Genomic DNA, 17,161 nt, shown 5'->3' on the forward strand with positions numbered 1-17,161 from the left:
GCGCAATCCGGGCGTCGCAATTGGTTGCGATTAGCAATGCACGGCGCCGATCCGGCCGCTCAGGCCACCGCCGCCTTCAGCTTGCCCCAGACGTGGTAGTCGACCAGCACCTTGGTCAGCTGGCCCTTGGCCTGGTAGGCCTTGAAATCGTGGATCATGTCCAGGCCTAGCGTGCAGAATCGCACCGTCACCGCCCTCGGCGGGCAGCCGACGCTGGGGGCCGAGAACAGGGCCGCGTTGATGTCGGGATTCTTGGCCGTGATCAGGGTCGCCAGGCGAATGGCCGAGGCCGCACCGGTATGATGCTGCAGGCGCGGGGCCTCGGCGAACATCTCCTGGCCGAGGGCAGTGACCTGGGCCAGGGTCATCGACCCAACGGACTGCGCCACTGCAGGCTGGGTGAGCTGCTGCAGGTCGATGTTCAGTATGACGTCGTTCATCAGGAACAGCATGGCTACTCCTGGCAAGCTCCAAGTTTTCGGATGACCTCAGCCTAGCGGCGGACCGTTAATAGGCGGTTTTCCGGCCTGCGCCGCGCCTGTGGAAAACGGCGGCTTCATGCCCAGATCGGGCGCGCCTTAACCTAGCCTCGCCACGCCTCCTTAAGCCTGGCTCGCGTAACGTCGGTCCGTTGGCGCGGCGTCAGAACGCGTCGCGACGCAAATGGCCGGCCGACCCAACCCCCGGGTCGGCCGGCCGCACCGGCGGCCCGGCGTCCACAGCTTCGGTCAAGATCGGACTCGACAAGCGGCGAACTTGCGGGAATATGAGTTCCCTGTTCGTTCCGGACGCCGCCATGCTCACCGAACGCTTCGACTCCGCTTTCGACGCCATGACCCGCTGCCGCGCCCAGGTGCTGTTCTTGCTCGACTGCTACGGCCGCGGCGGCGAGGAACGGGTCGCGATCGAGCGCCTGCTGGGCGCCCTGGACGCGGTGTCCGAGAGCTTCGCCAGAGCGTCCCGGGCAGGGACGCCGCCCCGGGGGCGCGAGGCGCACGACCTACCCTAGCGGCCTTGCAGTCGCCCAGGCCTTCCGCCGTCTTCTGGACGCCCCCGGAAAAGTACTTTACAAAATAAAGTTCTCTGCAATGATCCACCAACCTCATCGCGGAGCCACGCCATGAACGAGCAGATCTCAGTCCTCAAGAACGACCTCGCCTTCATGCGGGCGCTGGCCCAGGAGGGGCGCACGCCGCCGCCGCTCGGCGGTGCGGTGCTGGTCAGCGCCGGGGCGTTCTATGGCTTGGCCAGCGTGGTTCAGTGGGCGGCCATGGTGCGGCTCTTGCCCCTGTCACAGAGCATGGTTGCAGGGTCGTGGCTCTTGGCCACTGTGCTGTTCATGATCTGCCTATTCTTCCTGAAGCGCCGGCTGGCCAGGACCGCCAGCGCCCAGACGCCGGGAAGCCGCGCTGTGGGCTTGGCCTGGGCCGGCGTTGGCTGGTCGATCTTCGCTCTGTTCGCCGCGGTCGCGATCGTCTGCTGGCGCACGCACAGCGGCATACCGACACTGCTGTTACCCTCGATCATCCTGGCTCTCTACGGCGCGGCCTGGACCGTGGCGACGGCGGTCTCCGGCCTGAAATGGACGCGCCTAGCCGCAGCCGGCAGCTACGCCATGGCGCTGGTGACCGCCTGGATGAGCGTCGATCCTTCGGTGATGCTGGTCTATGCCGCCGCCCTGGTTCTGCTGGCCGTGATCCCGGGCATCGTCCTGATGCGCCAGCCGGCCAGCGCCGCCTGAGGCCGGCCATGGACGGTTTCGACATCGATCAGATCGACGAGGTGATCCACGGCCGCCTGAGGCTGGGGGTGATGGCGTACCTCGCCGGCGCCGAGACCGCCGAATTCAACGCCCTGAAACAGCGGCTCTCAGCCACCGACGGCAACCTGTCGGTCCACCTGAGGAAGCTGGAGGAGGCCGGCTATGTGGCTATCGACAAGAGCTTTTCCGGCCGCAAACCCCTGACCCGGATCAGCCTGACACCCGAAGGCCGCACCGCCTTCGTCCGCTATTTGGACGCCATCGGCAAGCTGGTCGACCAGGGCGGGTGAGAGGCTTGGACAACTGCTGACATACCCATCCTGCGCCCGGCGCGAGACTCGCCTATATCTGCGCCCATGAGCGAGGAGACCGAGACCGCCGCCCTGACCGGGCCGGAGCTGATCAAGGACTACGTCAAGCGCCTGCCCGACGCGCCCGGCGTGTACCGGATGCTGGGCGAGGAGGGCGAGGTCCTCTATGTCGGCAAGGCCCGCAGCCTGAAGAAGCGGGTCGGGCAGTATGCGCAAGGCCGATTCCACACCCAGCGGGTGGCGCACATGGTGCACCTGACCCGGGGCATGGAGTTCGTCTCCACCAAGACCGAGACCGAGGCCCTGCTGCTGGAGATCAACCTGATCAAGCAGCTGAAGCCGCGCTTCAATGTCCAGCTGCGCGACGACAAGAGCTTTCCCGAGATCCTGATCCGTCGCGACCACCGCGCGGCCCAGATCAGGAAGCATCGCGGCGCCCACACCATCCCCGGCGACTATTTCGGGCCCTTCGCCTCGGCCTGGGCGGTGAACCGCACGGTGAACTGCCTGCAGAAGGCCTTTCTGCTTCGTTCGTGCTCGGACAATGTGTTCGAGACCAGGACGCGCCCCTGCATGCTGCACCAGATCAAGCGCTGCAGCGCGCCGTGCGTCGACCTGATCAGTGCGGAGGATTACGACGCCCTGGTCGAGCAGGCGCACGACTTCCTGCGCGGCAAGAGCCGGGCGGTGATGACCCGCCTGTCGGAAGAGATGACCGCCGCCGCCGAGGACCTGGAGTTCGAGCGCGCCGCGCGCCTGCGCGACCGGATCCGCGCCCTGTCCTCGGTCAGCCAGGAGCAGTCGATCAATCCCCAGACCCTGGAGGAGGCCGACGTCTTCGCCGTCCATTCCGAGGGCGGCCAGGCCTGCGTGCAGGTGTTCTTCTTCCGCGCCGGCCAGAACTGGGGCAACCGCGCCTATTTTCCCAAGGTGGCCAACACCATCGAGCAGGCCGAGGAGGGGGCCGGCATCCTCGACGCCTTCCTGGGTCAGTTCTACGACACCCAGGCCGTGCCGCGGCTGATCCTGGTGAGCCACGAGCCGCCGAACCGCGAACTGCTGGCCGAGGCCTTCTCGATGAAAGCGGGCAGGAAGGTCGAGATCGCCCTGCCGGTGCGCGGGGAAAAGGCCGAGTTGGTGCGCCACGCGATGACCAACGCGCGCGAAGCCCTGGGCCGCAAGATGGCCGAAAGCTCGGCCCAATCGACCCTGCTGAACGGGGTCTGCGAGGCCTTCGGGCTTGAGGCCATGCCGGAGCGGATCGAAGTCTATGACAACTCGCACATCATGGGGACCAACGCCGTCGGCGGCATGATCGTGGCCGGGCCGGAGGGCTTCCAGAAGAGCCAATACCGCAAGTTCAACATCAAGAGCACCGAACTGACCCCCGGCGACGACTACGGCATGATGCGCGAGGTGCTGCGCCGCCGCTTCGCCCGCATGGTCAAGGAGGAGGAGGCCGGCGAGGCTTCACCCCGCCCCGACCTGGTCCTGGTGGACGGCGGCAAGGGCCAGCTGGACGCGGCGCTGGAGGTGATGGCCGACCTCGGCGTCGATGACATCGCCATCGTCGGCGTGGCCAAGGGGCCGGATCGCGACGCGGGCCTGGAGCGGTTCTTCATTCCCGGCAAGACCCCGTTCATGCTCGAGCCCAAGAGCCCGGTGCTCTACTACCTGCAGCGCCTGCGCGACGAGGCGCACCGGTTCGCCATCGGCACCCACCGGGCGCGGCGCAAGATCGAGATGACCAAGAACCCGCTGGACGAGATCGAGGGGGTGGGGCCGGGCCGCAAGCGCGCCCTGCTGCACGCCTTCGGCTCGGCGCGGGGGGTGTCACGCGCCTCGGCGGCGGACCTGGCCAAGGTCGAGGGGGTCAGTGACGCGTTGGCCCAGCGGATCTACGAGCATTTCAACAAGGCGTAACTTCGGCGGCTCTGCTAGGAGTGCAGCGCATGAAGCAGCACCTGCCCAACATCCTGACCATCGCGCGGCTGGTCCTGTCGCTCGGCATGTTCTTCGCCCTGGCGGCGATCGGGGCGCAGGTCTGGCCGGACCAGGCGGCCTGGCTGGTGCGGTTCTCGGTCGCCGCCTTCGTCGTCGCCGCGGTCACCGACTTCTTCGACGGCTGGCTGGCGCGCAAGTGGGGGGTGGTCAGCCTGACCGGCGCGATCCTGGACCCGATCGCCGACAAGATTCTGGTCTGCGGCGCCATCCTGGGCCTGCTGGCCGTGCGCGCGCCGGGCGTGCTGGTGGCGGGGACGGTGATCCTGTTCCGTGAATTCGCCGTCTCGGCCCTGCGCGAGGTCCTGGCGCCGCGGGGGATCAAGCTGCCCGTGACCTTCCTGGCCAAGACCAAGACCACCCTGCAACTGGTGGCGCTGGGCGCGATCATGGTGTTGTGGTTCTGGCCGGCCTGGGGGCTCGCCCTCGATCTCGGCGCCCTGCGGCAGGCGCTCATGGCCGCCGAGGGCCTGTTCGACTTCGCCGCGATCGTCACGGTATGGACGGGCGTGGAGTATGCGATGGCGGCGCGCAAGGCGCTGGCGTCCGGCTAGGGTCGCCAGGCGCCGCTCGACCAACCGCGACGTTGATCTCGATCAAGGTTCCAGGGGCGATGGCAGGCGATCAATCCGCCTCAATCTGGCCCAAGCCCATGACCTTGGCGACATCGCCTGCGGGAAAGCTCCTGAACTGGACCGGATTGCGGCCAGGGTCCTGGATCGCCTATCTGACGGCGGCGCTGATCGTGGCCGTAGCCCTGGCCGTGCGCCTGGCGCTGGCCCCCTGGATCGTCGGCGCCCAATTCATCACCTTCTTCCCGGCGATCATCGTCACCACGTTCGCCTGCGGAACCGCCGCCGGCCTGCTCGCCGTCGCGCTCAGTGCTGCGGCCGCATGGTTCATCATGGGGGCGGAGGGCGTGACGCCGCAGGAGTTCAACGCGCTGTTGCTGTTCGCCCTGGTCGCCGGCCTGGATGTAGCTATCATTTCCGCGCTTAGAATGGCGAACACGGCGTTGCGGACCGCGCTGGCCCAGGTGGAACGACTGAACACGGAGCTGGGCGCCAGCGCGACGACCTTCCGCGACCTTCTGGAATCCGCGCCCGATGCGATGGTCATCGTCGACCGGAAGGGCCGCATCAGCTTGATCAACGCCGAGACCGAACGGCTTTTCGGCTTCGAACGACAGGACCTGCTGGGGCGACCGATCGAGCAGCTGATGCCCGAGCAACACCGCGAACAGCACCGAATTCATTTCGCCGAGTTCCAGGCAAACCCGAGGGCGCGGCCCATGGGCGAAGGGCGCGATCTCTTTGGCCAGCGCCCGGATGGAGGCGCGTTTCCGGTCGAGGTCGGCCTCAGTCCGTTGCACGCCGATCGTGACGGCGGCGTCATCGCCGTCATCCGCGACATCAGCGAGCGCAAGGCGGCGGAGGCGCGGCAATCGCTGTTGCTGCACGAACTGAATCATCGGGTGAAAAACACGCTGGCGATCGTGCAATCCGTCGCCAACCAGACGCTGAACGCCACCAACGATCCCGCGGCGTTTCGCAAGGCCTTCAGCGGGCGGCTCATGGCGATATCAAAGAGCCATGACCTGTTGACCCGCAACGACTGGACCGGCGCGGACGTGCGCGAGATCATCGCCGAGCAATTGGGCCCCTATCAGCACGCGGCCGCCGACCGTTTCGACCTGTCCGGACCAACCGTGCGGGTGGGCGCGAAAATCGCCATGGCGCTCGGGATGATGCTGGGCGAACTGGCCACAAACGCCGCCAAATACGGCGCCCTGTCGGTGGACGCCGGACGCGTCGGCGTCAGCTGGCAGCTCAAGGCGGACGCCGGCGGGAAGATGCTGCAGTTGACCTGGCGTGAAATCGGCGGTCCCGCAGTCGCGCAGCCGTCAAGGCGGGGCTTCGGATCGCGCCTGATCGAGCGCGGCCTGAGCCATGAATTGGGCGGCAGCGCACGAATGACCTTCAATCCGGCCGGTCTGGTCTGCGAATTGGAATTCCCGATCGACGGTGAAAACCCGGCGGCGACGCTCGCCTCGTTCAGCCCTCAGGCAGCGGAATGATGTCGTCCTGATCGTTCGGCGGCAAGGCCCAGCGGCCGGCCTTCCAGTCGGCCTTGGCCTGTTCCAGGCGCTCCTTGGACGAGGAGACGAAGTTCCAGAACAGGAACCGCTCGCCTAGCGGCTCGCCGCCCAGCAGCATCACGCTGGAAGGCTCCAGGGCGGTGAGCACAACCGTCTCGCCGGGCGCAAACACCAGCATCTGGCCGACGCCATAGGCATGGCCGTCCACCTCGACCTGCCCTTTGGCGACATAGGCGGCGCGCTCGGGATATTCCGGCTGCAGGCCTGCCTTGGCGCCCGCTTCCAGTTCCCAATGGACATAGAACATCGGCGAGGAGGTCTTGACCCTGGCCTCGGCGCCGAAGGCCTTGCCGGCGATCAGCCGCGCCCAGAGACCGTCGCCCTGATAGGTCGGCAGGTCCTCAGGCCCGTGGTGGGCGAAGGCAGGGTCGGTCTCCTCCAGCGCCTGCGGCAAGGCGACCCAGGCTTGGATGCCGTGCAGGGCGCCGCCGTGCTCGCGCAGGGGACCATCGAAGCGTTCGGAATGGCTGATGCCGCGGCCGGCGGTCATCCAGTTGACCTCGCCGGGGCGGATCGCCTGGTCATAGCCTAGGCTGTCCTGGTGGCGGATCTCGCCGGCGAACAGGTAGGTGACGGTGGAGAGGCCGATATGCGGATGCGGTCGCACGTCCATGCTGCGCGGCGCCGGGCCGGCCAGCTCGACCGGCCCCATGTGGTCGAAGAACACGAACGGCCCGACCATCCGCCGCTTGGCGAAGGGCAGGACGCGGCCGACTTCGAAGCCGCCGAGGTCGCGGCGGCGCTGGTCGATGACGATTTCGATCATGTCTGGCTCCTCAACCGGAGCCTAATCTTCGATATGGGGACTGACCAGCCGCAGCGGCACCGCCGTGGAATTCTTCACGCTGCGCACGACGATGCGGCTTTCGATGTTGGACACCAGGCCCAGCGACAGCAGCTTGTCGCGCAGGAAGTCGTCGAAGGCGTGCATGTCGCGGGTGACGATGCGCAGCTCGTAGTCGGCCGCGCCGGTGACCGTGGCGCACTGGGCGACCTCGGGCCAGGGCAGCACGGCCTGTTCGAAGGCCTCAAGGTTCTGCTTGGTGGGCAGGGTCAGCTTGACCGTGCAATAGACCTCGAAACCCAGGCCCAGCTTTTCGCGGTCGAGGATGGTCACCCGGCGCTGGATCACGCCGGCGTCCTCCAGCCGTTTGATCCGCCGCCAGCAGGGGCTGGAGGACAGGCCCACCTGATCGGCGATCTCGGCCACGGACAGGGCGGCGTTGTACTGGATCAGATCGAGAATCTTGGCGTCGATCGCATCGAGCGTTTCGGGCAAGATTTATCTCCTGGGACGTCGCGGCCGAATGGTTCGTGCGGAAAAAGCCTGGAATCAGTCTATTCCGCAACCAAAAACTTCGAACATCGCTGTCGGTCGCGCCCCAGATCATGGAGCTATCGCACAAGGTTGCTTGATTGTGGCCCCGTGGTGCGACATCAGCGGCGGTCTGCAGGATCATCGGCAGGGAGACCAGCTTGAGCGTGAACCAGTCCCAGGCGGCGTTCGATTTCGACGCAGTGATGGTCGGCGCCGGCGTGGTGGGCCTGGCCTGCGGCTACGCCCTGGCCCGGCGCGGCCTGATCGTGGCGGTGATCGAGGCCGAACGGGCGATCGGCCAGGGCGTCTCCTCGCGCAATTCCGAGGTGATCCACGCCGGGCTCTATTATCCGACCGGCTCGCTGAAGGCCCGGCTGTGCGTGCAGGGGCGGCGGATGATGTACGCCTTCCTGGACAGCCACGGCGTGCCCTACGCCAAGTGCGGCAAGCTGGTGGTGGCGACGGAAGACGCCGAGATCGAGCGGCTGGAGGCGATCGAAAAGCAGGCGCACATCAACGACGTCGAGGGCATCGCCCCGCTCAGCGCCGCCCAGGCCAGGGCCCTGGAGCCGGAGCTGAAGGCGGTCATGGCCCTGACCTCGCCGGAGAGCGGCCTCGTGGACAGCCACGGCCTGATGCTGGCCCTGCAGGGCGAGATCGAGGACCGCGGCGGGGCGGTGGTGGTCGCCACGCCCTTCGAAGGCGCGGAGCCTCTCCCCGGCGGCGGCTTTACGGTCCGCGCCGGCGGCGAGGAGCCGGCCGAGCTGACCTGCCGCTATCTGGTGACCGCGCCCGGCCTCTCGGCCCAGGCCTGCGCCCGCCATATCGAGGGCTTCCCGCAGGAGACCATCCCGCCCCTGCACTATGGCAAGGGAATCTATTTCGTGCTGCAGGGCGCGCGCCCGCCGTTCCAGCAGCTGATCTATCCGCCGCCGATCAAGGGCGCGCTGGGGGTGCACTACCGCAAGGACCTGGGCGGCCAGGCGCGGTTCGGCCCCGACCTCGCCTATGTGGACAGCCTCGACTACACGGTCGATCCGTCCAAGGCGGCCGACTTCGCCGCCTATATCCGCCGGTTCTGGCCGGGGCTGCCCGAGGGCGCCCTCAGCCCCGACTATGCCGGCATCCGGCCCAAGCTGCACGGGCCGGGCGAGCCGCAGCCCGATTTTCGCATCGACGACGCCTCGGCGCATGGCCTCGACGGCCTCGTCACCCTGTTCGGCATCGAAAGCCCGGGCTTGACCTCCTCCCTCGCCATCGGCGAGGAGGTGGCCTCACGACTGGGCCTGAAGGAGCCTTAGAGCCGATGGATATCGCCACCCTGAGGGCCCGGGCCAATGAGGTGCTGGCGGACGCCACGATCCCCGAGCTGCCGAACCACTACCGCGGCAAGGTGCGCGACAACTACGACCTGCCGGACGGGCGGCGGATCATCATCGCCTCGGACCGGATCAGCGCCTTCGACCGCATCCTGGCGGCCATCCCCTTCAAGGGCCAGGTGCTGACCCAGACCGCCCGCTGGTGGTTCGAGCAGACCGCCGACATCTGCCCCAACCACGTCCTGGCCTATCCCGACCCCAATGTGGTGATCGGCCGGACCCTGACCATATTGCCGGTCGAGATCGTGGTGCGCGGCTATCTGGCCGGGACCACCGGCACCTCGATCCTGACCCTCTACAACAAGGGCCAGCGCGAGATATACGGCCATGTCCTGCCAGATGGGATGAAGGCCAACCAGAAGCTGCCGGCGGCGATCATCACCCCCACCTCCAAGGCCTTTGACGGCGGCCACGACGAGCCCCTGACCGCCGAGCAGATCATCGAGCAGAAGCTGCTGACCCCCGAGCAGTGGCAGACCCTGTCGCGCTACGCCCTGGCCCTGTTCGCCCGCGGCGAAGCCCTGGCCGCGAAACAGGGCCTGATCCTGGCCGACACCAAGTACGAGTTCGGCGTCGACGCCGCCGGGACCATCATCCTGGCCGACGAGATCCACACCCCCGATTCCAGCCGCTTCTGGTTCGCCGGCAGCTACGACCAGCGCTTCCAGGCCGGCCAGCCGCCCGAGAGCTTCGACAAGGACTTCGTGCGCCGCTGGGTGGTCGAGCGCTGCGACCCCTACAAGGACCCGATCCCGGAAATTCCGCCCGAGGTCGTGGTCGAGACCGCCGCCGTCTATATCCAGGCCTACGAGACCATCACCGGCCAGGCGTTCCAGTTTCCGCCCGAGGGCGCGGCGCCGCTGGAGCGGATTCGAGAGACCCTGGCCCAGTTCTTCTGAGCTATCCGCCGATCCCCAGGGTCTTCAGGTATTCCGGCAGCCGCCGATCCCAGGTGAAGGCCCGCGCCCGCGCCTGGGCCGCGTCGCCCAGCCGGCGGCGCAGGGCCTCGTCGTCCAGAAGCCGCCCCAGCGCCGCCTCCACCGAGGCCGGGTCTGCGCCGTCGCAGAGCAGGCCCACCTCGCCGTCCAGCACCGCGGTCGCCGCCCCGCCCTCGCGCCCGGCCACGCTGGGGGCGCCGTACCAGCCTGCCTCGACATAGGTCAGGCCGAAGCCTTCCACAGAATCCCCCTCCTTGCGCACCGGCATGGAGAAGACGTCGCAGGCCGCCAGCAGGCCGGCGCGCAGGTCGTCGTCCACGCGGCCGGTGAAGCGCACCCGCGCCTCGACCCCCAGCTCCGCCGCCAGAGCCTTCAGCCGCCCAGCGTCCTCGCCGCCGCCAGCCACCACATAGACCAGGCCCGGATGCCGCTGCGCCAGACCGGGCAGGGCGCGCAGGGTCATGTCGACGCCCTTGCGCGGCTCCAGCCGGGCCAGGGTCATCAGCACCGGCCCGCCGCCGGCGATCACCTCGGCCGCTCGCTTGATCCCCTCAGGTGAGGGCTCTGGCTGCGGCTCGATCGAGGCCTGGATCAGCACCACGCGCTCGGGCCGGCCCTTGAGGAAGGGCCGCACCCGGGCGGCGGTGTAGAGGGAATTGGCCAGGATGGCGTCGGCCCGCGCCAGCGCCGCCTCGATCTTGGCTCGCTTGCCCGGCGAGACCTCGTCCGGCTCGGGAAACTCGGAGCCGTGGGCCAGGACCGAGATCGACCCCAGGCCCTCCGGAATGGCCGCCACGCTCTTCCAGGAATCGGCGAACACTCCGCGCACGGCTTCGCCGCGGCGCGCCCGCCTCACCGCGGCGTGCTTGCGCCAGCGCCGCCAGGGCTTCGGTCCGTCGAAACGCTGGATCGGATAGGCTTTCGCGCTATCACCCGCGGCGTCCCTGGCGTCGCCGTCGGCGAACACCCGCACGGCATGTCCCTGCGCCGCCAGATGGTCGGCCAGCCCGGTCATGGCTCCCTCGATCCCGCCGACGCTGGGGAAGAAGCACTGAGTGACGATATAGATCATGGTGAGAATCGGTCCGGCGGCGGGCCGCGCCAATCTGTCCGATCCAGGAAGTGGTTCCAACCCGCTTGAAGAGCCGCGATCATGCCCCTATAAACCCGCGCTCGCTGCGACGGCAGACGCGTGCGGCTGGGTAGCTCAGATGGTTAGAGCGGTGGATTCATAACCCACAGGTCGGCGGTTCGATCCCGCCCCCAGCTACCAGGCCCAACTTTGGGCCTCGGTCTTTTCTACAGGCGCCCCCCAATCTTCAATCCCCGGCTGGTTCCGGGGCCGTTGATCGGTGTCAATGCCGCCGGCGGGGGGCTGCGCATCCTGCCGCCAGGATTCAATCCTCGGAGGGCGCCAGCGTGTCGTCACCGAAAAACCTGAGGCCCTGAAGCACGATGAACGGCGCTTCGCCCAGCGACGGGGCGGCGGAGTCGCTGGCCGGCTTCGTTTGGCGCACGCGCTATCGCGCCCCTGGTGAAGGCAGCCTTGACGACACCTTGCGCCGCGTCGCGCGCGCGACGGCCGCCGCCGAACAGGATCGGCAGGGCTGGGAGGCGCGCTTCTACGCCGTCCTGAAGGATCTTCGCTTCGTCCCCGGCGGTCGGATCCTGGCCGGCGCAGGGCGGCCGGGCGGCGCCACCCTGCTCAACTGCTTCGTCCTGCCGGGGCCGGGCGCCTCTGTCGAGCGCTGCATGGCCAGCCTTTCCGAGGCGATGGTGACGCTCTGCGCCGGCGGCGGCGTGGGGATCGACTTCTCGGGAGCGCCGCAGCGCGGAGCCGCCGTCGCGGACGGGCCTGCCGCGCCGGGTCCTGTCGCGCTGCTCGCGCTCTGGGACCAGGCCTGCGCCGTGCTCCTGGCCGAGGCGCAGCGCCGCGGCGCCATGATGGGAGCCTTGAACTGCGCCCATCCGGACGTCGAGACCTTCGCCGCCGCAAAAGGCCGCCCGGGCGCGCTCCCCCGCTTCGACCTGTCGATCGGGATTACGGATGGGTTCATGGCGGCGGTGGAGGCCGACCGGGCGTGGACGCTCCGGTTCCCCATCGCGGCCGGGGGGCGAGCCCCAGGCCGCCTGGTCCGTGCGAGGGACCTGTGGCGCCACATCATGACCTGCGCCTACGAGACCGGTGAGCCCGGGGTCCTGTTCCTCGACCGGATCGACGAAGCCAACAATCTTCGTGGCCAGGAGCGGATCGCGACCACCAACCCCTGCGGCGAAATCCCGTTGCCGGACTATGGCGGCTGCACGCTCGGATCGCTGAACCTGGCGCGCTTCGTGAAAGACCCGTTCACGGAACGGGCGCGGCTCGATCTGGCCGGTCTCGCGCAGACCGCCGCGACAGCCGTGCGGCTGCTCGACAACGTGATCGACCTTTCCCCTTATCCCTTGCCGAAGCAGGCGGAGGCGGCGCGGTCGAGCCGGCGCGTCGGCCTCGGGATCATGGGCCTGGCCGACGCGCTGGTCATGCTCGGGATGCGGTACGGCGAGCCCGCATCCCTGCAGGCCGCGGCCGAGATGATGCGGGCCATACGCGACGCCGCCTATGGAGCCTCGATCGGCCTGGCGCGCGAGAAGGGGGCTTTCCCCGTGTTTCAACGCGACGCCTATCTGGCGTCGCCATTCGTGCAAGCCCTTCCGCCCGGCGTCCGGGACGGGATCGCCGAGCACGGCATACGCAACAGTCACCTGCTGGCGATCGCGCCCACCGGCGCCATCAGCCTGCTTGCCGGCGCCGGCTCCAGCGGACTGGAGCCGATCTTCGACGAGGTCCGCTCGCTGACCGTCGCCGGCGATGACGGCTCCGCGCAGGCATTCCAGGTCCTCGATCCCGCCGTGGCCGCGTGGCGCGCCATGGGGCGGTCCGCCAGACCGCCCGGCTATGTCGAGGCCAGGGAATTGTCGATCGCGGCCCATCTCGGGATGCAGGCGGCGCTGCAGCCCTTCGTCGACAACGCCATCTCGAAGACGGTCAATGTCGCGTCCGACCTGCCTTTCGAGGCGTTCCAGGACATCTACCGGGATGCGCACCGGCTTGGTCTCAAGGGCTGCACGGTGTTTCGGGGCTGCGCGGCGCGCGCGTGCGAGGCTTGAGCCAGGTCAACGCCAGGGAACCGAGGATCGGTCACCGTCCTTCGGTAGATGCGAGGTGAAGGGCCGGCGGCGACGGCGCAGGAGGCGGCTATGGCGGGCGAGGATCCGCGGCGGTGGATGTGGGGCCAGGCGCTTGAAATGCTGGCTAGAGCCGATCGCCTGCACCGGCAACTGTTCGAGCCGGCTGCGCCGGGCGCATTGCTGCCGAGCTGGGAGCCGCCCGTCGACGTGCTCGAGACCGAACGCGACGTGTTCGTGATCGCCGCCCTGCCCGGGGTCGGCGAGCGCAGCCTGACCTTGGCGATCGAGGGCGCTGTGCTGCTGATCCGCGGACAGCGGACCCTGCCGGAGGAACTTCGTACGGCTGCGATCCACCGGATGGAGCTGCCGCAGGGCTGCTTCGAGCGGCGCGTTCCGCTGCCGCCCCGCCGCTATGACCAGGTGCGTCACCACGTGCGCGACGGCTGCCTGGTGATCAGCCTTCGCAAGCTCGCCTGAGGAGGCCGGACATGGACGACGTCAACACCGTCGAACCTGGGCAAGGCGCGCAGTCGATCAATCCGCCGCCGGCCGACGCCTTCATCGTCATTCCGGTTCGCAACACCGTGCTGTTCCCGGAGATGGTCACCCCGATCACCATCGGCCGCCCGGCCTCCGTCGCCGCGGCCCAGCAGGCCGTGCGCGAGCAGCGCCAGATCGTGCTCGTGCTGCAGCGCGATCCGCAAACCGCCGAGCCGAAGCGGGAAGACCTCCACGAATACGGGGTCATCGCCAATGTCCTGCGGTATGTCGTGGCTTCGGAGACCGAACACCACCTGGTCTGCCAGGGCGTGCAGCGCTTCCGCATCACCGAGACCGTCGAAGGCTGGCCGTTCCTCGTAGCCCGCGGCCTGCACGTCCCTGAGCCGGAGGGCGGCGGCGCCGAGGTGGAGGCCAGGTTCGTCAACCTTCGCCGGCAGGCGCTGGAGATCGTGGACCTGATTCCTCAGGCCCCTCAGGAACTCCGCCAGACCGTGGCGTCGATCAGCCGGCCCGGACTGCTGGCCGACATGGCGGCCAGCTACATCGACGTAAGCCCGCAGGAAAAGCAGGCGATTCTGGAGACGATCGAGCTGGTTCCGCGGCTCGACCGGATCGGCGCGCTTCTCGCCCATCAGCTGCAGGTGCTGCGCCTGTCCCAGGAGATCGGCGCCCAAACCCAGGCCGCGCTCACCGAACGCCAGCGCGAGGCGCTGCTGCGCGAGCAGCTCGCCACCATCCAGCGTCAGCTTGGCGAAGGCGAGGGCGGCGGCGCGGACATCGCCGAACTGGAAGCCGCGATCGAGCAGGCTGGCATGCCCGAAGAGGTGCTGGCCCAGGCCCGCAAGGAATTGCGCCGGCTGCAAAGGACTCCCGAGGCGGCGGCCGAGCATGGCGTCATCCGCACCTATCTCGACTGGCTGATCGAGCTGCCCTGGGCGGTCCCGGTGTCAAAGCCGATCGATGTGGCCGAGGCGCGCCGGATCTTCGACGCCGACCACTACGGCCTGGAGAAGATCAAGCTGCGCATTCTCGAATATCTGGCGGTGAGGAAGCTGGCGCCGGAGGGCAAGGCGCCGATCCTCTGCTTCGTCGGCCCGCCCGGCGTCGGCAAGACCTCGCTCGGACAGTCGATCGCCAAGGCCATGGGGCGCAAATTCGTCCGCGTGAGCCTGGGCGGCGTCCACGACGAGGCCGAGATCCGCGGTCACCGCCGTACCTATCTGGGCGCGCTGCCCGGCGACATCATCCAGGCGATCCGCAAGGCCGGCGCCCGCGATTGCGTCATGATGCTGGACGAGATCGACAAGATGGGGACAGGCATCCACGGCGATCCGTCGGCGGCCATGCTCGAGGTGCTGGACCCCGAGCAGAACTCGACCTTCCGCGACAACTACCTGGCTGTGCCGTTCGACCTTTCCCAGGTGGTTTTCATCGCCACGGCCAACATGCTGGACACGGTCTCGGCGCCGCTTCGGGACCGCATGGAGATCATCTCCCTTGCGGGCTACACCTCCGGGGAGAAGCTGGAGATCGCCAGGCGCTATCTCGTGCCGCGCCAGCTCGAGGCGAACGGGCTGAAACCCGGCCAGGCCGAGATCGAGGACGCCGCGCTCACGCGGATTGTCGCCGGCTACACCCGCGAAGCCGGGGTGCGCGGCCTGGAGCGCGAGATCGGCCGGGTGATGCGCAACATCGCCATGCGGGTCGCCGAGGGGGCGGCCGAGCATGTGCGCATCGGCGAGGCCGACCTTGAGGCCGTGCTGGGCGCGCCGCGGTTTGAGAACGAAGCGGCGATGCGCACCTCGGTGCCGGGCGTCGCCACGGGCTTGGCCTGGACGCCGGTCGGCGGCGACATCCTGTTCATCGAGGCGGCCAAGACCCCAGGCGCCGGCAAGCTGATCCTGACCGGTCAGCTCGGCGAGGTCATGAAGGAGAGCGCCCAGGCCGCCCTTAGCCTGGTCAAGACCCAGGCGCCCATGCTCGGGCTTGATGAGCAGGCCTTTGAAAGGATGGACGTGCATGTCCATGTCCCGGCCGGCGCCACCCCCAAGGACGGGCCCAGCGCGGGCGTGGCGATGTTCGTCGCCCTCGCCTCGCTGTTCACGGGCCGCACGGTGCGCAGCGACACCGCCATGACCGGCGAAATCAGCCTGCGCGGTCTCGTGCTTCCGGTCGGCGGCATCAAGGAAAAGGTGGTCGCCGCCGCGGCGGCCGGTGTCACCCGGGTGATGCTCCCCGCCAGGAACAGGCGCGACTTCGATGAAATCCCCAAGGAGGCGCGCGACATGCTGGAGTTCATCTGGCTGGAGCACGTGCAGGAGGCGGTCTCGTCCGCGCTGTCGCCGGCGCCACCTCCCGACCTGGGCGCCGAGAAGGCGCTGAGCGGGCCGCTCGACTGATGGCCAGGCGGCGCACCCAATGCCGGTATGGTCGGGCTGACTGGCCCGGCCGACGGATTGAACCCCTGTTGAGCCGATGGGAGTTTCCATGAGCGAACAATCCCTTGAGGAGAAGGCGCGGCGCGTCGTCGAAGGCCTGGGGCACGGCGCCCCTGTGAGCGTCTCGGTCCTGGACGCTGTCGCGACGCTTTCGGGCCAGGTTCCGGACGAGGAGACCCGGCATCGGATCGAGCAAGGCCTGCTGCAGCTCGCCGACGTGCGGAACGTGCGCAATCACCTCGAAATCGCTCCGCCCGGCGGCCCGCTCCGCAGTCAGCTCCTGACCCTCTTGGAGCGCGAAGGCGTGGCCCTGCCCAGCCTGCAAGTCCAGGCGCAGGAGGGGCTGATCGTGCTCACCGGGCGCGCCGACCACTGGTTCGACCGTGACGCCGCCGAACGCCTGGCGTGGACGCTCGGCGGGGTTCGGGACGTGCGCAACGAGATCACCCTGCCCGAAGGCGCCGCGACGCCGGAGAACGGGGACGACGAGGGCTTGCCGGACTGACGGCGGGTCGAGGCTGGCCATGTATTTTCACGACCGAACCGACGCGGGGCGGCGCCTGGCGAAAGCCCTTTTGAAGTATCAGGGGCAGGATGTGGTCGTGCTCGCCCTGCCGCGAGGCGGCGTTCCGGTCGCAGCGGAGGTCGCACGCGCGCTCGGGGCTCCGCTGGATCTCGTCCTGGTCCGCAAGATCGGCGCCCCATTCGACGAGGAACTGGCGATTGGCGCGGTCGCGGAAGGCGCGCCGCCGATCATGGCGCGCAACGAGGCGGTCATCGCCGCATGCCGCATCGGCGAACAGGAATTCCAGCAGCGGCTCGAGCGACAGCTGGCCGAGATGGCGCGCCGCCGCCGCATCTATCTCAGCGGCCGCCCGGCCATCGATCTCAGTGGGCGCATCGCCATCCTGGTGGACGACGGCGTCGCCACCGGGGCCACCACGCGCGCCGCGCTGCGGGCCACACGTCAGCGGCGACCCGGCAAGCTCGTGCTGGCGGTTCCGGTCGGGGAGGCGGACGTGATGGCCGCTCTCGCCGAGGAAGCCGACGAGGTGGTCTGCCTTCAGGACCATCTCGTGGGAGGCGGTGTCGGCCCCTGCTACGACGTGTTCGGCCAGGTCAGCGACGCGGAGGTGAATGAGCTCCTGGAACGGCTGGCGCCGCCGGACGGCGCCCCTTGATCT

Annotated in this window: 17 protein-coding genes and 1 tRNA gene; 14 read left to right on the forward strand and 4 right to left on the reverse strand. The window is 68.6% G+C overall.

Translation table 11 applies throughout. The features are described 5' to 3' along the window. Window positions 1-59 precede the first annotated feature (59 nt). A complete protein-coding gene (locus KCG34_RS17620) occupies window positions 60-452 on the reverse strand; it encodes a hypothetical protein (protein ID WP_211936931.1) in 393 nt (130 codons plus the stop codon). 314 nt (window positions 453-766) lie between these two features. Between KCG34_RS17620 and KCG34_RS17625 the strand changes: the two genes are divergently transcribed. From KCG34_RS17625 to KCG34_RS17650, 6 genes are all read left to right on the forward strand, one after another. After that, the gene (locus tag KCG34_RS17625) at window positions 767-1,009 is read left to right on the forward strand and encodes a hypothetical protein (RefSeq protein WP_211936932.1); all 243 of its coding nucleotides are present in this window, start codon (window positions 767-769) and stop codon (window positions 1,007-1,009) included. Between the two features lie 111 nt (window positions 1,010-1,120). Beyond that, the gene (locus KCG34_RS17630) at window positions 1,121-1,741 is read left to right on the forward strand and encodes a hypothetical protein (protein WP_211936933.1); all 621 of its coding nucleotides are present in this window, start codon (window positions 1,121-1,123) and stop codon (window positions 1,739-1,741) included. Window positions 1,742-1,749: 8 nt separating this feature from the next. Then, entirely contained in the window at window positions 1,750-2,052 is a 303-nt protein-coding gene (locus tag KCG34_RS17635) for a winged helix-turn-helix domain-containing protein (protein WP_211936934.1), read from the forward strand. Window positions 2,053-2,118: 66 nt separating this feature from the next. After that, window positions 2,119-3,996 carry an excinuclease ABC subunit UvrC gene (gene uvrC, locus KCG34_RS17640; protein ID WP_211936935.1) on the forward strand — a complete coding sequence of 626 codons (1,878 nt, stop codon included), beginning with the start codon at window positions 2,119-2,121 and terminating at the stop codon, window positions 3,994-3,996. Between the two features lie 29 nt (window positions 3,997-4,025). Then, entirely contained in the window at window positions 4,026-4,628 is a 603-nt protein-coding gene (gene pgsA, locus KCG34_RS17645; protein WP_211936936.1) for a CDP-diacylglycerol--glycerol-3-phosphate 3-phosphatidyltransferase, read from the forward strand. Between the two features lie 32 nt (window positions 4,629-4,660). Next, the gene (locus KCG34_RS17650) at window positions 4,661-6,151 is read left to right on the forward strand and encodes a sensor histidine kinase (RefSeq protein ID WP_211936937.1); all 1,491 of its coding nucleotides are present in this window, start codon (window positions 4,661-4,663) and stop codon (window positions 6,149-6,151) included. Here KCG34_RS17650 and KCG34_RS17655 read toward each other — a convergent pair. Continuing rightward, window positions 6,129-6,998 (reverse strand): pirin family protein, encoded by an 870-nt coding sequence (locus KCG34_RS17655; RefSeq protein WP_211936938.1) that lies wholly within the window; start codon window positions 6,996-6,998, stop codon window positions 6,129-6,131. The genes KCG34_RS17650 and KCG34_RS17655 overlap by 23 nt on opposite strands. Before the next feature lie 21 nt (window positions 6,999-7,019). After that, on the reverse strand, window positions 7,020-7,511 hold the full coding sequence (locus KCG34_RS17660; protein WP_211936939.1) for an Lrp/AsnC family transcriptional regulator: 492 nt from the start codon (window positions 7,509-7,511) through the stop codon (window positions 7,020-7,022). 242 nt (window positions 7,512-7,753) lie between these two features. Between KCG34_RS17660 and KCG34_RS17665 the strand changes: the two genes are divergently transcribed. Then, window positions 7,754-8,851, forward strand: coding sequence for an NAD(P)/FAD-dependent oxidoreductase (locus KCG34_RS17665; RefSeq protein ID WP_211940874.1), 1,098 nt, complete (start codon window positions 7,754-7,756; stop codon window positions 8,849-8,851). 20 nt (window positions 8,852-8,871) lie between these two features. Next, window positions 8,872-9,828 carry a phosphoribosylaminoimidazolesuccinocarboxamide synthase gene (locus KCG34_RS17670; protein WP_376788224.1) on the forward strand — a complete coding sequence of 319 codons (957 nt, stop codon included), beginning with the start codon at window positions 8,872-8,874 and terminating at the stop codon, window positions 9,826-9,828. A 1-nt stretch (window position 9,829) separates the two neighbouring features. Here KCG34_RS17670 and KCG34_RS17675 read toward each other — a convergent pair whose 3' ends face one another. Beyond that, window positions 9,830-10,972, reverse strand: coding sequence for a glycosyltransferase family 4 protein (locus KCG34_RS17675; protein ID WP_211936941.1), 1,143 nt, complete (start codon window positions 10,970-10,972; stop codon window positions 9,830-9,832). A gap of 91 nt (window positions 10,973-11,063) precedes the next feature. On the opposite strand from KCG34_RS17675, the gene KCG34_RS17680 reads away from it, so the two are divergent. The 6 genes from KCG34_RS17680 to KCG34_RS17705 all read left to right on the forward strand — a co-directional run bounded on the left by KCG34_RS17680 (window position 11,064) and on the right by KCG34_RS17705 (window position 17,158). After that, window positions 11,064-11,140 (forward strand) — tRNA-Met (locus tag KCG34_RS17680). Between the two features lie 182 nt (window positions 11,141-11,322). Further along, the gene (locus KCG34_RS17685; RefSeq protein ID WP_211936942.1) at window positions 11,323-13,017 is read left to right on the forward strand and encodes an adenosylcobalamin-dependent ribonucleoside-diphosphate reductase; all 1,695 of its coding nucleotides are present in this window, start codon (window positions 11,323-11,325) and stop codon (window positions 13,015-13,017) included. Between the two features lie 90 nt (window positions 13,018-13,107). Further along, complete coding sequence (locus KCG34_RS17690; protein WP_211936943.1) at window positions 13,108-13,515, forward strand: Hsp20/alpha crystallin family protein; 408 nt, start codon at window positions 13,108-13,110, stop codon at window positions 13,513-13,515. Between the two features lie 11 nt (window positions 13,516-13,526). Beyond that, on the forward strand, window positions 13,527-15,938 hold the full coding sequence (gene lon / locus KCG34_RS17695; protein ID WP_211936944.1) for an endopeptidase La: 2,412 nt from the start codon (window positions 13,527-13,529) through the stop codon (window positions 15,936-15,938). Between the two features lie 88 nt (window positions 15,939-16,026). Then, entirely contained in the window at window positions 16,027-16,482 is a 456-nt protein-coding gene (locus KCG34_RS17700; protein ID WP_211936945.1) for a BON domain-containing protein, read from the forward strand. Window positions 16,483-16,501: 19 nt separating this feature from the next. After that, window positions 16,502-17,158: a phosphoribosyltransferase gene (locus tag KCG34_RS17705; protein WP_211936946.1), complete on the forward strand. Its 657-nt coding sequence runs from the start codon at window positions 16,502-16,504 to the stop codon at window positions 17,156-17,158. Window positions 17,159-17,161: the final 3 nt, after the last annotated feature.

It is taken from the genome of Phenylobacterium montanum, from assembly GCF_018135625.1.
GTDB classification, from domain to species: Bacteria; Pseudomonadota; Alphaproteobacteria; order Caulobacterales; family Caulobacteraceae; genus Poindextera; species Poindextera montana.

Coding starts and splice junctions, on each gene's coding strand:
- KCG34_RS17705 (WP_211936946.1), top strand. CDS start 16,502: ATGTATTTTCACGACCGAACCGACGCGGGGCGGCGCCTGGCGAAAGCC.
- KCG34_RS17655 (WP_211936938.1), bottom strand. CDS start 6,998: ATGATCGAAATCGTCATCGACCAGCGCCGCCGCGACCTCGGCGGCTTC.
- KCG34_RS17620 (WP_211936931.1), bottom strand. CDS start 452: ATGCTGTTCCTGATGAACGACGTCATACTGAACATCGACCTGCAGCAG.
- pgsA (WP_211936936.1), top strand. CDS start 4,026: ATGAAGCAGCACCTGCCCAACATCCTGACCATCGCGCGGCTGGTCCTG.
- lon (WP_211936944.1), top strand. CDS start 13,527: ATGGACGACGTCAACACCGTCGAACCTGGGCAAGGCGCGCAGTCGATC.
- KCG34_RS17690 (WP_211936943.1), top strand. CDS start 13,108: ATGGCGGGCGAGGATCCGCGGCGGTGGATGTGGGGCCAGGCGCTTGAA.
- KCG34_RS17635 (WP_211936934.1), top strand. CDS start 1,750: ATGGACGGTTTCGACATCGATCAGATCGACGAGGTGATCCACGGCCGC.
- KCG34_RS17665 (WP_211940874.1), top strand. CDS start 7,754: ATGGTCGGCGCCGGCGTGGTGGGCCTGGCCTGCGGCTACGCCCTGGCC.
- uvrC (WP_211936935.1), top strand. CDS start 2,119: ATGAGCGAGGAGACCGAGACCGCCGCCCTGACCGGGCCGGAGCTGATC.
- KCG34_RS17685 (WP_211936942.1), top strand. CDS start 11,323: ATGAACGGCGCTTCGCCCAGCGACGGGGCGGCGGAGTCGCTGGCCGGC.
- KCG34_RS17625 (WP_211936932.1), top strand. CDS start 767: ATGAGTTCCCTGTTCGTTCCGGACGCCGCCATGCTCACCGAACGCTTC.
- KCG34_RS17700 (WP_211936945.1), top strand. CDS start 16,027: ATGAGCGAACAATCCCTTGAGGAGAAGGCGCGGCGCGTCGTCGAAGGC.
- KCG34_RS17630 (WP_211936933.1), top strand. CDS start 1,121: ATGAACGAGCAGATCTCAGTCCTCAAGAACGACCTCGCCTTCATGCGG.